This is a genomic window from Microcoleus sp. LEGE 07076, assembly GCF_015207455.1.
GTDB lineage: Bacteria > Cyanobacteriota > Cyanobacteriia > Cyanobacteriales > Microcoleaceae > Microcoleus.
Map to the genome: position 1 here is coordinate 1 of NZ_JADEWV010000010.1, position 13,351 is coordinate 13,351.

A 13,351-nucleotide genomic window follows, 5' to 3' on the forward strand; every position below is an offset into this window, starting at 1 on the left:
CTACAAACACTCACCTGCCTCCGCAGGTTGAAGAACGGACGGTTGAAATTACATTATTTTCTTCAGTCTCTTAGAGAGGGACTTTGTTGTTGTAAATCCGGTTTCAACCGCCGTCTTATCTCCATCTTCCTTCTTTTCACCCGCTCAGCTTCGCCCTTATAGCCATCTTCCATCTTCCATCTTCCATCTTCCATCTTCCATCTTCCATCTTCCATCTTCCTTCCTTTAACACTTATCAATCATGTTCAAAAGTTTTTGGTTGACTTGCCGGCATACTTGTGGCCGGGGAATTTATCTGTTTCTGTCGCTGATTGTGACTGCGGGCATCTGGGTGGTTTCTCCGGAACCGACACAGGCGTTTTCTTTGCCGGAACTGATTTTTCGGGGGATTCAAATTATTCAATTGTCAAATATGTCCGATCGCCAGGAGGTGATGGTTGGCAAACAAATCAACCAGCAGTTGGCGAGCTCGGAAGTGAAAATTTACGGCGATCGCGCTGCTAGAGTATATATCAATCGCATCGGTCAGCGGCTGGCAGAGCAAAGCACTCGCCCGAACATTCCTTATACATTTCAGGTGATTGACGATGACAAGATTAACGCTTTTGCGACTATGGGCGGTTTTGTGTACGTGAATAAGGGTTTGATGGCGGCGGCGGATAATGAAGCCGAATTAGCCAGCGTCATCGCCCACGAAATCGGGCATATTAGTGCTCGCCACTCGATTAAACAAATGCGTCAAATGGCGATCGCCTCTGGTGTAGCTTCGGCGACAGGACTCGATCGATCTCGGGCGGTGCAGCTTGGAGTGGAGTTGGCTTTGCGTCGCCCCCACAGCCGCCAAGCTGAGTACGAAGCAGATGGGTTGGGACTGGAAACTATGGGGCGATCGGGCTACGCTCAATCTGGGATGGTTGATTTCATGAAAAAGTTGTTGAATCAACCTTCGCCGCCGAATATTTTAAGCACTCACCCGGCTACTAGCGATCGGATTGCCGCTATTTCTCAGGCGATCGATCCGGATCTGGCTAGCGGTGAAGGCTTGAACAATGCGGATTACAAGCTGGAAATTCGCCGATTTTTGCGATCGTCCTAGCAATTCTAAAACTGTCAAAGGCGAGATCTTCTCTACTCTTTTCTTAATTCGCGATCTTGGCGTCTTCGCGGTTCGTTAACAAATAAATCTATGTAGTATAGTGCGTTAGAAATAAGTGAATTTCGATTTTGTCGATCGAACTCAAACTAACGCACCCTACAACTAAAAATTCAATTAACCCTGCTGTTGAACAACAGGAAAGAGCCAATTTTTTGGGAGTGCAATCTGCGGATACAATTGTCTGACAACTTCATCAAGCGGCAAAATTCGGACTTGACTGTTAAACACATTTACTTGATAAACTCTGCGGTAGCTGAGGTCAAATCCAGTCAGCCAGCCACTTTTGGGATGATAAGCACCTGTGTCAATATCCAACCACCCTTGGCCCCTGACTAATTCCCCTGGTCTGACGCCCTCAAAGGTAAAGGTGATTGTGTGACCGGTGATAATTAATTTATTGGGAAAATACGGTTTCGATATCGTGTGAAATTCTTTGCGAATCCAGCACAGTTGTTCGCTAGACTGTTCGCTAATTGACATTGCCGGATGCACGCCCGCGTGTACCAGCCAGATATCGCCCAAGTCAATATAGGTAGGGAGCGATCGCAGCCAATCCAAGTGTTTGTAAGGCATCATCCCAGTATCTCTGTAGCTGGCGACTGTCGCATCGCCCCCGCTGTAGAGCCAACATTGCCACGCCCGCATATCTGGATGCCGTCCCGACAAAGCCTCCAGCATCAGTTGTTCGTGATTTCCCAGCAGTGTTTGGTAGGGGCTGTGCTGGACAAAATCTAATACCTGAGCGCTTTTGGGCCCGCGATCGATTAAATCTCCTAAAAAATAGACGCGATCCTTCGAGCTCGGGGCAAGTGCCTCTAGCAAGAGCATTAAGCCGTCGTAATGCCCGTGTACGTCCCCGATAACAATGCGTCGGTACTCCACTGTGTTTATCCGCTTCCCTGACTCAAAACCTTAATTACTTGCTTATATCATGTGATTTTGCTGATATTTCCTCTGTTTTTTCGGGAGGAGGGGTGAGACCCATTATACTGCTTTCTATAACCAATTCAGTGAATCTTCACAATATCTGTTTCCATTGCTACAGATAGCAACACTGGCAAGCTGTTAATTGTGTGTCTGCAACTGCTGTTAGTGAGTCAGTCGATTTTCAATTTGAGATTTTCAATTTGAGATTTACTCAACAGTTATTTGACGGTGCCCTTAGAAAGGGGCAAATAAACAGCACTATGTAATGAAATGTAAATCATACTAAATCCAGGTAAGATACCCGCTTTATAATGAAACCGCGAAGAAGCAGTACGCGAAGCGGCGCGTCAGCGCTATTATCGCTTATAGAAGAGGAAAAAGAAGAGTCAGAAGATAAAGGGGGTGGCAAATTCGGATTTTTGGTATCACACGCTTTCCCGAATCCCTCCTGCGTTAAGCGGAACTGCCTCCTGGGGGAGCCCAACGATAAATAATATTTAGGGCGACTTACTTAAGGTGCACAGCGCGATTGGTCGGTTCAGTCGAAAATAATCCGCTGCTGATGCCTCCGACAATAAGCTGTCGCGCCAATAAACATTGTATGTTCAAGGCCCGCTCGCGTGTCCACCCCACAAGATTTTTATTGTTTTTTGGCATACAGTTTAAATGCCGCCACAGCTTACTGTGGAGTAAATCTCAAATTGACCGAAATTAATCGCCCAATCGACGCGGCACACCCGAAAATACGATCGAGCTTTAACTGCTGTCACTGAGTCAAAGCTTTGAGGAAAGTCTGGAGTTCTGCCAAAAAACCTTTCTTTTTTAGCGGTTTTGCAGGTGCGTTGGAGTCGGGAGCGGCGGTTCCCAAAGCTTTGGTTAAAATCCGCTCTAAATCTTCTCCGACGGGTTTTTGAGCGGTTTCAGAAATTAGTTTGTATTCGTCGTTGGTTTCCAGCAAAACTTGCCAGGGTTGGGGGTAGCAGCGGAATAAAGCCGCACTTTCTAGAGGTCTGATGTAGTAGCAGGATTCGATTTTGCTGAGGAAGCGATCGCGCAATTGACGGCCTGCATAGCCTATACCTATAGTAGCAACATCTTCGAGCCGCGGGTTTAGTAGAATTACAGGGCGACCTGCGGCTGCTATGTAGAGTTTTTCAACTTGCGCCACTTCTACGGCGGCTGGATTGACGAGCAAAAACAGTTCGTCTTCCGGTGCTATTTTTTCTTCGACAGGGGTGCGGCTGCTGCCCAAATCTGTGACTTTAAACGGTGTTTCTCCCCAGTCGCGGCGGGCGAGGGCTGCCGCACCGGTATCGGGAAAAAAGACTTTCATACCCGAGTATTTTTCTGCAAATTCTGGGAGAAATTGTTGGGTGATAGACTGTGCTTGCAGTGCGATTTCTGGAAATACTAATTCAACTTGCAGGAGATTTTGACCGTCCGAGAGGGCGGCGGCTGTTGCAATGCGGGATTGGGCGATCGCCTCGTTGAGATCCTTTGGCAGTTCTGTCATTAATCTTATGATTTTTACTTTACTTCTGTCAATCTTATTTTACCGCATCAAGCCACCAAAGCTAACACCGACACAGGCGATCCGGAACCTCCCAAAAGGCGTAATATTCCGACAACCAAAGTGATGTCAGCGGCAGGTAACAAGTGGAGATTTGCCAGATTTTCCAGCACTGTTCGCTGCTTTGCCAATACCATTTTGTTGACGGCAAAACTTGCATCTTGTCCTGGATCGACTCCGTGGGTGTCGGTGCCAATTCCGGCAATCGAACGTTCTTCTAGCAAAAATTGAGTTGCTGCTTTGCTAAATCCGGGAAAGTGGCAAATTCCGCGCTCGTCGGCATTAAAAAATGCTTGTTCGTCATGCCATTTTTCTTGCCAGCCAGTATACAATAAAACGAGATTTTCTGGTTGGATAAATTGGTGCTTTTGTTCCCAATTTAATATATCATCTACAGTTAAGGTGTAGTCTGGATTGGCAAGACTTTGCTCGCGGATGTCGATCGCGATTGCGGGCGAAATTAGCGACTGCGGCGGATAACTGTCAACACTCGCGCCGGCTGGATCGAAGCTGTTGGGTGCGTTGATGTGAGTGCCGCTGTGTTCTCCCATTGAGAATTTTCGCAGGAAATAGCCGTGTTTTTCTATTTGAGATACGGTTTCAAATTCGAGCGCCGGATCTCCGGGCCAGATGGGAATATTTGGATGAATTGCGTGGGTTAAGTCTATAATTTGTCTGTAGGCGATCGTTTTTAAATTGTTTGAGTTGAAGTTGTTTGTCATCGGCAAAAATGAAGAAGATTCGGCGGTTGAAAGCGCGACTATAGAAGCTTTCGTCTGCAGTAGTGAGGGACTCAAGAGTAAGACTGTGTCCGATCGATTATCATCATAAAAATGGTTCGCGCGTGTGTGTTGGAGTTGGTGACATGGAACGGACTGAAGTCCGCACTACAAGCCGAATCGACTGATTGTAGCTTCCATTACGTCCTTGGTTTGCCCGGAAACAGTATACACCATAGCTTCTCGATAAACTCTCCCGGCCGGGTGCAGCGTACCGTTAGCCGCACCGCCGGAAACTGTAACCGCAGCGTGCCCGCAGCGCACCGCTAAGTCGATGGCTTCGGCTCGGAGCGCTAATTGTTCTGCTTTTGAGCTGTGTTGAGATTGTTGGAAATTGTGTTTGAGCCGATCGAGCTTTTGCTCTAATTTTTGGCAAACCGCCGCCATTGAAGGCGAATTTTTAGCTGTCGCGGTTGCTGCAATTACATCCAATCCCGATCGAATACAGCCGAAAGTACCAGGCAAAAAATTCAGAATATTTTTGCTATCATTTTCCGCAATCCAGCCGACAGGTTTAACTGAAATTATTTCCGATTCGTGCAGCCACCAATTATCGAGAGTTGCTGTCACAGTATTAGTCGAGTTCATGGCGATTAACTGCATGATTTCGCTGACTGCTATTGTACCAGATTCGCGTTCGGTATTGGCAAAAGGCAACAAACCAAAAACTGCGCGATTGTCGGGAAGTACAGCAGCTACAATAAACTTTTGAAACAAGCCAAAACCTGTGATCCAAGGAACTTGGCCTGATAGTAAATAACCTTCTTTTGTGGGAGTTGCGGTGACTGCGGGATTTCCCGTTAGCGAAGCCCTCGAAGAGGATCGCCTCAAATGCGAAAACCCAACACCTAAGCGTAACTCTTTTTGGGCGATCGCCCGCAAGTAGATATTTTTTAGCATTTCATTGTCGCTGTTGGCAACCATCGCAGTTGCGCTGTGGTGCTGAGTTTGCAGGAAAGCCAAAGCGCCAGAATATCGAGCCGTCAATTCCTGATATTCGTAAAAAACCTCCGGGGAAATCTCCGCACCGCCCCATTTTTGGGGAACTCGCAACGCTAAGAGCGATCGACTTTCCAATCCAGCAACTGCTATTTTCAGCGCTTCGGAGTCGGTGTCGATGATTTCGGCGCGGGGTGCAACGCACTCTTTGAGATAACTTTCTGTGCTGTGGAGAATTTCTTGAAAATCCATTTTTTATGATAATTTTATAGCAGAGCTATGCACCAGAACAGGCTTTCCGGCCTGTTCCACAACAAATAAATTCTATCTATTGTGGAACGAACCGGAAAGCCCGTTCATAAAAAGTTTGTTTAGAATGCAAGGCAAGATAGCTGTTCCACAACAAATAAATTCTATCTATTGTGGAACGAACCGGAAACTCAGCCCATAAATGCTTATTGAGAATGGTACAGCAACTCACTTATTTCCACACTTTCCAAGGAGCCTTCCCTTCATCCCAAAGCTCATTTAAATACTTGTATTCTCGATAAGTATCCATCGCAAAGAAAAAGCCATCGTGACGGTAAGCCATCAACTGTCCCTCTGCCGCCAAACGCTGCAGCGGTTCCTGTTCTAAAACACAGTCATCTTCACCCAAATACTCAAATACCCGGCGGTTGAATATCATATATCCAACACTGATCCAGCCGTCTATTTGAGGTTTCTCAGTAAATTCTACTACGCGGCTGTCGCTGTCTACATCCAAAATTCCAAAGCGAGAAATCGGGCGAAATGTCGTAACAGTTGCTAGCTTCCCGTGAGATTTGTGAAACTCGATCAATGCCTCAATATCGACATCAGCAACTCCATCACCATATGTCACCATGAAATTATCGTCATCAATATATTTTTCTATCCGTTTTACCCGCCCTCCCGTCATGCTTTCCGCGCCAGTTTCAGCCAGAGTTACATGAAAATCTTGTTCGCGATGTTCCTCATGATAGGTAATGCTATTTTTGCGTCCCAGACAGACAGTAAAGTCGTTGTTCATGGCTTCATAATTGAGGAAATATTCTTTGATCATGTTGCCGCGATAGCCCAAGCAGACAATAAAGCTTTGTAAGCCGTAATGGGCATATATTTTCATGATGTGCCAAATGATCGGACGCCCGCCGACATCAACTAAAGGTTTGGGGCGAAATTCTGTTTCTTCTCGGAGACGAGTACCGAGACCGCCAGCCAGGATAACTACTTGCATTTTTTTAATTTTTTTAAAGATCGGGACTTACGCATCAAAACCCAAGAAACCGGGTTTTTGGTTTTTTCTGCGGGTTTAACGAAGTATTTCGCCAAAAACCCGGTTTCTGACTACCCGTGCCTCTAGGACTAAAGATCATCAATTAATGTATCATCAATCATCAGCGATATTTTCTAAGAATTATTAACATTTTTTCAGAGTGAGTGAAGCTTTGTAAACTGCCAAATCACGAACTATTATAAATAATCCTAGGGTGCTTGTGGCGCACTGTATATTTAAATGCAGCGCGCAATTTCTAACTAACTAATGGTATATTAGGAAATAGACAAAAAAACAGCCGAGAGCTATACTAAATATAAGAAATAGATTCAACAGCAATGAGAACTCAACTCGATCGCCTCAAACAGTTTTTGGGTATAATAGGTGCAATCGCCTCCATAACAATCTTATTTCAATCGGCAATACCTGATGTTGGCGCGACGGTTGTTGGGGGGCAAACCTCGACTGCTGCACAAACCACCGTAGCTTTTGTACCCAACATACCGGGGGGCGGATTAGACTTTCACGAAGCAGCAGGAGGACACACTTTAGAGAGACACGTTGGTAAAACAGAAGCAGAACTAGCACAGCGACTGGCACAGGAAAAGAGAATTCCAGCAGCGTCTTCCTTTACGGATCGTTCCGTCGCTGAATCGGCGATTGGTGAAGCAATGAACAGAAGTCAAAGTGCGATCGACTCCTGGGTGAAAAGTCGAGGAAATCTTTATACGATCGACTATAACGCCAACAGAATAATTGGCATTACTTTGCGCCGCCGCGCATCGAAAGCAACTTCAACATCTCGCCTGAAAATCGTCCTCCAGCGCAGCGCCAAATTACCTCCCGGATACTTTATTCTCACAGCTTATCCTCAATGATCGATCGATTTCCTAATTTAACCCAATTTTTCAGTTCCTACTTTCACCAAGACTGGCCGCTAGAAGCGGACACTCCCAGCGATGTAGTGAACAACTACCGCAGCAGCGAACCGCGCGAAACGGTTGAAGCCGCATCGCAAGAGCTCAGCAAACTGCTAGAAATGCCGATCGCCCCTGCCGACTTAGAAACATTCATCCTCGATGAATTAGGCTGTTACTATGACCCAAACTCGGAAAATCAAACAGTCAGAGAATGGCTGGAATCAGTGCAAAAATCTTTGACAAATCCCAGCTAAACTCTATAGCGGTTCTCAAGCTTTGTGAGGTAAGGGTTAAGGTTTGTAGTGATGACTTTAGTCCGCATTTAATGACAATAAAAAAGGTTTGTAGTCAGGATTTTAGTCCGCATCTAAGGACTAAAGTCCTGACTACGAACCTATTCTTGATTAAGCGTCAATAAATAGCCTTCGTGAACCTTAAAATTAGGGATGACATAATTCAAGTTATTTCCCCCAACCGAAATTTCTTCTTCTTTAACCGTGACAAGCTTTGGCACAGCGCCTTCTAGATTGTTAGGAATCTTCTCTAATTTCAGACTAATTTTCTGACCTTTTTCAATACCTAGCTGCCGCAAATTGGCAAGATTTAAGGTAAGAGTTGCTGCTGAGGAATAATTGGGATCGAAATAACCTAAAAGTACCTGTGCTTTACCTTCAGGATTTGACTTGCTGGCTAAAGCGACAAGGCGATCGTTATCCGATCGGCTAAGCACCCGCGAATTCACTCCGTCAGCGTAAGCTTTGTATGTCCACCAAGCCGCCCTCGGCTCAAAAGTATTAGGAGTCACCATCCCGCTCAGCGTATTATTGAAGCAATTACTAACTTTTTGAGCTCCGGTTGTATCCCAACAAGCCCTACAAGCACCATCAGCTTTTGCAAACTCTAAGTTAGACAAATAACCTAAAATTTCCCCTGGCTGATATTGAGCTAATTCGCCAACAATTTCGTTGACATAAATTTTTTGCAATTTCAGTTCCTTGTAAAATGGACTTTGTTGAAAATTGCGCTTGGCATCGAACACGTGGTCGTCCACAAATAAAATTATGGTATCGTTGAGTTCGTGCCAAGCTAAGAAATTTACTTCCAGTTTGTTAGCTTTGCAGTAATCAAGAAAAGCCCTTAAATATTCTTTGTTGTAAGTGCTAATGCTCGGCCCGCCAATCACCGCTGACGGCCCCAATTCTTCCCGCAAAATTTTGTAAGCTCTTTTGTAGGTTTCAAAGAATTGTTCTCTGCTTCCTTTCCAAAACGGGTTAGCTAAATCTGGTTCGTTCCATACATCCCAAATAATTTTTTTGCCTTTATTTTGTTGGGCTAACTGTCGGATGAATGCTTCCCACGCGGGATAATCTTGATAGGGCCAGCCTTTGGGGTTGCTGCCGTAGCCCCAGAGGTCGCTAACTAATAGTTGAAATTCGGCTCCGCTGGCAATCACTCGATCGTAAATATCGAGCCTTCCCGCCCGCCACAGCTTCGGCTGCAAGGGTTTGATTAAGTTGTCTGGGGGCTTGCTGGGGTCGATGCCGTGCAAGATGCCGCTCATGGACGTTATACCGGTGGCTGGTTGTCCAAAATCGACTGTGATGTTCGATCGCACTTGAGCAATACTTGGTTGCTGCCCAAAATAGGCGATTAACAGGACAGTTATCGCAGCCAAGCAAATTGGCAGCAGCTTGTTAATAGGTTTGAACTTGAAGGTGAATTGCATATTGTATTTGCTGGCGAAGTGAACAACAGGAATAAAGTACAAATATTAGTAAGTTTGTAGTGAGGACTTTAGTTTTTTCTAAAAAATTTTAGATAACAAGGACTTCAGTCCTTACTACAAACCAATTTTCTCTAGGCTTTGTAGTGAGGACTTCAGTCCTCTCTATAATATTTTAGCTAATAAGGAGTAAAGTCCTTACTACAAACAGATTTTTAGGAATCGATTCTCAAACAGGATTAACGAACAGACAAGGCAACTTCAAAACCCTGGATTGATTCTATCAATTCTTGCCAAGCTTCTGAATTAGTTAGCGAATAAGTATCGAGTTTAACATTCTTTTCGGCAGATAGTGTCACAAAATTCGTAATCCAGCTCAAAATAGTTTCCGTTGAAAACAGCGGCGTGCATTTCCAAGATAACTGCAACTTCTCCACCATTCCGGACATATCTCCGCGATCGAAAGCTTGCCATGCCTGCCATACTAGATAATAGTAATTGAGCATACTGTCAACTTGCTGAATCTGCTTTTGGACTTTGGGGGCGATCCTCTTCGTTGGCGCAGCCCCCGTAGGGGCGGGCTTTCCTTCGGATCGCTTCGCTAACGCTAACGCAAATTTGTCTGGATTGCTGCTAGCAGATAAGACTTGTGCGATCACTTCTGCGTATTCCACAAGCATCCGTTCTTCCTTGAACATTTCGGCAGCCCGCAGTTTGCAAGCTTGTCCTGCAAGCCGCCGCAATTCGGGATTTTGCGCCCATAGTTCTACCGTTTCTGCTAACTCTCGTGCTGTCTGTTTCGGGTCAATTTTTGGGTCGGCGATTAACTTTCCGGTGTCTCCCAACTCTTCGGGAATGCCGCTGACTGCTGTAGCAATTACGGGCAGTTCTTTCGCCATTGCTTCCATAATTGCTAGCGGCATTCCTTCGGCTTCGGAAGATAAAATAAAGATGTCGCTGGCATCCAACCAATCGGCAATATCCCACCGCTGTCCCAAAAATTTAACTTTTTCGGTGACTCCTAATTCGCTAACAGTTGCTTTCAATTCCGGTTCCATATTGTCGTGAGTGGCAGAACCGGGGCCGGCCCACACAAAGTATAGCTGCGGCCAAATTGGCAGATTTTTTAGTTGGGCGATCGCCTGCAATTGATACTGATATCCTTTAATTGGAGTCAGTCTCGCCGCCGTGAAACAAACCACAGCTTCTTCGGGGATGCCTTGTTCTTGGCGCAAGCGTTGGCGGTTGGAAAGATTGGGCGGTTTAAAATAACTTTCCGGCCTGCCGTAATAAATTACTTTTCCCTGTTCCAGAGGTGTTTTAAACAAACTCTTGAACAAGTTTAAATTTTCGTGGGAAACAGCGATGACGGATTTGGCTAAATCGTACTGATAGGCGACTGCATCGAAATAGGGAATCCGATCGCCGCGGTTGAAAGTTTGATAAGTGCGATCGATATAACCGAGAGTAATTACGTAAGGTATGTTTTGCTTAATTGCAACTTGTTTTGCAGCAAAATTTGCGATCGGCCAGCCGTCGCTAAATATAATTAAATCCGGTTGAGCTTCCGCGTAAATTCTTTCAGCATCCGCACAATTGTAAGCAATTCGCAAAAACTCCTTCATTGTGTCGAACTCCAGCCAAATATGCTCGATACCTAGCTGCTGCTGTTCGGTAATTAAAGGATTAGAAGTTTTAGTTTGCACGCTAGTAACTCGGTAGCCGTCGGCTGCTAATTTGCAAAGCAGCGAGTGGTTGAATTGCGCTAAACCGCCGATTCCGTGGTCTTCTGCGTACAGGAGTACGTGCCCTGCAAGCTTGCGGTAATTTGAACTAGGGGCCGATTTAAATTGATAGGTATTGTTGACAGCCTCTACAACTATGTCTTGCCATTCTGGTAAATTGGTCAAGGCATAAGCATCAAAAGTATTGCTGTATTCTTCCGAAGAAACTCTAAAAGTTTCCAACCATTTAAACACAGTTTCCGAGCCAGTAAAAGGAGTATAGTACAGAGATTTTTGCAGGCACTCGACCATTTCAGCCAAATATCCATCGCGGTACATCCGCCACGCTATCCATACTAAACATTTGTAACGTTCTGCCTTTTTTAGTTGGCGTATGCGATCGGGCAAATCGGGTCTAGCAAAAAATTGTTCCATCACAATTTCCATACTTTGCATTACTTTTGGCCCGCCGGACATCAGATTTTTATCGTGCTGGCGGTAGCAGGTTAATATCTCTTTCAACCAAGCACATTTGCAGCCTTTTAAAGCCAAACGTAAAGCAAAATCTAAATCTTCGGTTGGCGGAAAACGAGGGTCAAAACCGCCCAGACGTTGCCACCATTCGCGCCGCACCATCATAGCGCTGGGACGCACGCTTTTGTACAGGACAAACGTTTCTAAATCTAAGTTGGGCGACTCTTCCCAAGGCACGGATGCGTAGATATCTTTTCCAGTTTCATCAACCATCAACCAGCCATTTTGTACCATCCCTAAAGAGGGGTCAGCTTCAAAACAAGCAATTTGTTTGGCGAGTTTTTCTGGCAGGAAAAAGTCGTCGGCATCCAGAAAAGCTAAGAATTCGCCTTTGGCAAGTTCGCAAGCGCGATTGCGGGCTATTGCTGCTCCTTGATTTTCCTGATAGACGTACTGAATTATGTCGCGGTAAGTATTTAAAACTTGGCTCGTACTGTCGGTTGAACCGTCGTCTATGACAATGATTTCCCAGTCTTGGTAAGTTTGATTGATGGCGCTTTCTACAGCTCTGGTAATGTAACGTTCGCAGTTGTATGCTGGGATAATGACGCTGACTGTGGGTTTTTTTGAGGAAAGTATGCTAGCCATTAATTTTTTCCATTCTGATAGGTTTCTTAATACTTGAAGATCGATTTTGCGCCCGTAAGATTGGGCAATAGCGCCCAGACGTTTGAGCCAATCTGTAACTGTATTTTTGGGCTTATAGGGACTGTAGCGGAGAGATTCTTGGAAGAAGTCAACCGCTTCTACTGGATAGTTACTATAGTACAATTGCCACGCCATCCAAGTCAATGCTTCGTAGAAAGCCGGATTTTCTAATTCGCGGATGTGCTGCGGCAAGTCGGGTTTTGCGAAAAATTGCTGTTTTAAGGTTATAAAAAGATTTGCTTGTTTTAGGGCTTTTTTTATTGATACATTTTTGTCGTGCTGGCGGTAGGATACTGTGACTTGTGGCAGCCAAGCTGCTTCGCAACCCAGCACTGCTAAACGCAGCACTAAATCGGAATCGTCTACTGAATCAAACTCTGAGTTAAACCCGCCTGCTGTTTCCAGCCACTGGCGCGAAAACATCATGGCGCTGGGCAGTACGGGCATTTGTACTATCCAAGTTTCTAAGTTTAATTTGGGGAGATACAGCCAAGGTGTTACATCGGAAATTGCGTCGCCTTGCTCGTTAACTAAACGCCAGCCGCTGTTGACAATTCCTAAAGATGGTGAGGAGCGAAACAGTGCTATTTGTGCTGCTAATTTATCTGGTTCAAAGAAGTCGTCTTGATCTAAAAAAGCAATAAATTCGCCTTTGGCTTCCTGAATTCCTCGGTTGCGGGCGGCTGCTACTCCTTGGTTTTCCTGATATACATAGCGAATTTTGTTGAGATAAGGCTGCAATACTTGATTTGTCTCATCTGTGGAACCGTCGTCTACAATGATAATTTCTCGATCGGTAAAAGTTTGGGCTAGGACGCTTTCTAGGGCTTGCGCGATGTAGCGATCGCCATTGTATGCTGGTATAATTACGCTGATTAGCGGTGTCTGAGTGGCTGCTGACATTGTTTACCTTGCTGTTAACCTGTTGCTATCTTAGTTTAATCCAAATTGGTTTTTACCTCACTTAGCGGCACTATTGTTTATAACAGGCTTTCGGGCCTGTTCCACAAATGGTATAATTTATTTGAGTTTATACTCAAGTTCTATTAGGCAAATTTCCTCAAAATTGGATCGGAAAAATCCCGTGGAGGTTATTGGTATTGACACCTAGGGAGATGTCTCAGGGCGAGTGGT

10 protein-coding genes are annotated in these 13,351 nt (G+C 45.2%); 3 read left to right on the forward strand and 7 right to left on the reverse strand.

Going from position 1 to position 13,351, the window contains the following annotated elements:
• The first annotated feature begins 241 nt into the window (after nt 1-241).
• On the forward strand, nt 242-1,096 hold the full coding sequence (locus IQ270_RS02905) for a M48 family metallopeptidase (protein ID WP_193971765.1): 855 nt from the start codon (nt 242-244) through the stop codon (nt 1,094-1,096).
• Nucleotides 1,097-1,270: 174 nt separating this feature from the next.
• Here IQ270_RS02905 and IQ270_RS02910 read toward each other — a convergent pair whose 3' ends face one another.
• The 5 genes from IQ270_RS02910 to rfbF all read right to left on the reverse strand — a co-directional run bounded on the left by IQ270_RS02910 (nt 1,271) and on the right by rfbF (nt 6,629).
• On the reverse strand, nt 1,271-2,038 hold the full coding sequence (locus tag IQ270_RS02910) for a metallophosphoesterase family protein (RefSeq protein WP_193971766.1): 768 nt from the start codon (nt 2,036-2,038) through the stop codon (nt 1,271-1,273).
• 811 nt (nt 2,039-2,849) lie between these two features.
• On the reverse strand, nt 2,850-3,596 hold the full coding sequence (locus tag IQ270_RS02915) for a DUF1995 family protein (protein ID WP_193971767.1): 747 nt from the start codon (nt 3,594-3,596) through the stop codon (nt 2,850-2,852).
• Between the two features lie 47 nt (nt 3,597-3,643).
• Nucleotides 3,644-4,375: a cyclase family protein gene (locus IQ270_RS02920; protein WP_193971768.1), complete on the reverse strand. Its 732-nt coding sequence runs from the start codon at nt 4,373-4,375 to the stop codon at nt 3,644-3,646.
• A 165-nt stretch (nt 4,376-4,540) separates the two neighbouring features.
• Entirely contained in the window at nt 4,541-5,623 is a 1,083-nt protein-coding gene (locus tag IQ270_RS02925; RefSeq protein ID WP_193971769.1) for an acyl-CoA dehydrogenase family protein, read from the reverse strand.
• Between the two features lie 229 nt (nt 5,624-5,852).
• Complete coding sequence (gene rfbF, locus IQ270_RS02930; protein WP_193971770.1) at nt 5,853-6,629, reverse strand: glucose-1-phosphate cytidylyltransferase; 777 nt, start codon at nt 6,627-6,629, stop codon at nt 5,853-5,855.
• Between the two features lie 377 nt (nt 6,630-7,006).
• Here rfbF and IQ270_RS02935 point away from each other — a divergent pair, with 377 nt between their 5' ends.
• Nucleotides 7,007-7,546: an RNase A-like domain-containing protein gene (locus tag IQ270_RS02935; RefSeq protein ID WP_193971771.1), complete on the forward strand. Its 540-nt coding sequence runs from the start codon at nt 7,007-7,009 to the stop codon at nt 7,544-7,546.
• Nucleotides 7,543-7,842, forward strand: coding sequence for a contact-dependent growth inhibition system immunity protein (locus tag IQ270_RS02940; protein WP_193971772.1), 300 nt, complete (start codon nt 7,543-7,545; stop codon nt 7,840-7,842). The genes IQ270_RS02935 and IQ270_RS02940 overlap by 4 nt, the downstream gene beginning before the upstream one ends.
• 140 nt (nt 7,843-7,982) lie before the next feature.
• On the opposite strand, the gene IQ270_RS02945 is transcribed toward IQ270_RS02940, so the two are convergent.
• Nucleotides 7,983-9,314 carry a beta-xylosidase gene (locus IQ270_RS02945; protein ID WP_193971773.1) on the reverse strand — a complete coding sequence of 444 codons (1,332 nt, stop codon included), beginning with the start codon at nt 9,312-9,314 and terminating at the stop codon, nt 7,983-7,985.
• A gap of 236 nt (nt 9,315-9,550) precedes the next feature.
• Nucleotides 9,551-13,120 carry a glycosyltransferase gene (locus IQ270_RS02950; protein ID WP_193971774.1) on the reverse strand — a complete coding sequence of 1,190 codons (3,570 nt, stop codon included), beginning with the start codon at nt 13,118-13,120 and terminating at the stop codon, nt 9,551-9,553.
• Nucleotides 13,121-13,351: the final 231 nt, after the last annotated feature.

Excerpts from the sequence above, each read along its gene's own strand:
- IQ270_RS02905 (WP_193971765.1), top strand. The coding sequence starts at position 242 with ATGTTCAAAAGTTTTTGGTTGACTTGCCGGCATACTTGTGGCCGGGGA.
- IQ270_RS02915 (WP_193971767.1), bottom strand. The coding sequence starts at position 3,596 with ATGACAGAACTGCCAAAGGATCTCAACGAGGCGATCGCCCAATCCCGC.
- IQ270_RS02920 (WP_193971768.1), bottom strand. The coding sequence starts at position 4,375 with ATGACAAACAACTTCAACTCAAACAATTTAAAAACGATCGCCTACAGA.
- IQ270_RS02925 (WP_193971769.1), bottom strand. The coding sequence starts at position 5,623 with ATGGATTTTCAAGAAATTCTCCACAGCACAGAAAGTTATCTCAAAGAG.
- rfbF (WP_193971770.1), bottom strand. The coding sequence starts at position 6,629 with ATGCAAGTAGTTATCCTGGCTGGCGGTCTCGGTACTCGTCTCCGAGAA.
- IQ270_RS02935 (WP_193971771.1), top strand. The coding sequence starts at position 7,007 with ATGAGAACTCAACTCGATCGCCTCAAACAGTTTTTGGGTATAATAGGT.
- IQ270_RS02940 (WP_193971772.1), top strand. The coding sequence starts at position 7,543 with ATGATCGATCGATTTCCTAATTTAACCCAATTTTTCAGTTCCTACTTT.
- IQ270_RS02945 (WP_193971773.1), bottom strand. The coding sequence starts at position 9,314 with ATGCAATTCACCTTCAAGTTCAAACCTATTAACAAGCTGCTGCCAATT.
- IQ270_RS02950 (WP_193971774.1), bottom strand. The coding sequence starts at position 13,120 with ATGTCAGCAGCCACTCAGACACCGCTAATCAGCGTAATTATACCAGCA.